Origin of the sequence: Rhizobium sp. SEMIA 4085, from assembly GCF_013004495.1 — a bacterium.
GTDB classification, from domain to species: Bacteria; Pseudomonadota; Alphaproteobacteria; order Rhizobiales; family Rhizobiaceae; genus Rhizobium; species Rhizobium gallicum.
This window is the reverse complement of sequence record NZ_JABEPH010000715.1, coordinates 1-574: the sequence shown is the minus strand read 5'-3', so window position 1 is coordinate 574 and position 574 is coordinate 1. Positions and strand designations below refer to the sequence as shown.

Genomic DNA, 574 nt, shown 5'->3' with positions numbered 1-574 from the left:
GCCCAGAGCACCTCTGCAGACGGGAACACTGGCGCGTCGCCAACTGCGCCATCAGCTCTGCAACGCTTTGTTCGCCAGTTCGATTCATCGTAGTTTTGAATCTGAACCGTCCCGCCGCGTCAACCGCAGAATTCGAGAGGCCTCAGCCAGCAAGCTGATATTGCCGCACCGGATGGCGCACCATCGCATCGATATCAATGCCGTCGAGAATCCAGTGCAGTTGCTCGGTTGTCAGCGCACCTCACGGCGCGGCCATCGGAACTTGTCCTCGGTCAACCACTTCAGGACCAGCACAAAGCCCGACCGGTCGAAGAACAAGAGCTTCATCCGGTCGCGACGGCGATTACAGAAGGCAAAAACCGCAGGAGCAAACGGATCGAGTGCCATCGTCTCCTGGACCAGCACCGCAAGGCTATTGATGCCGGCTCGAAAGTCGATCGGTTCACGATGCAGGTAGACCTTGATATCAGCGCCCAGTCTGAACATGACCCAGAGCTCCGATTATCGCTGCCAAAGCGGCCACATCACTGCGTCAGATTCACACCGTTCGGAAGTGCCGCGCTCACAGTGGACG

Annotated in this window: 1 protein-coding gene; it reads right to left on the bottom strand. The window is 58.2% G+C overall.

The genetic code is table 11. From position 1 onward, the window contains the following. Positions 1 to 231 precede the first annotated feature (231 nt). Entirely contained in the window at positions 232 to 486 is a 255-nt protein-coding gene (gene tnpB / locus C9413_RS32585) for an IS66 family insertion sequence element accessory protein TnpB (RefSeq protein ID WP_082046572.1), read from the bottom strand. Positions 487 to 574: the final 88 nt, after the last annotated feature.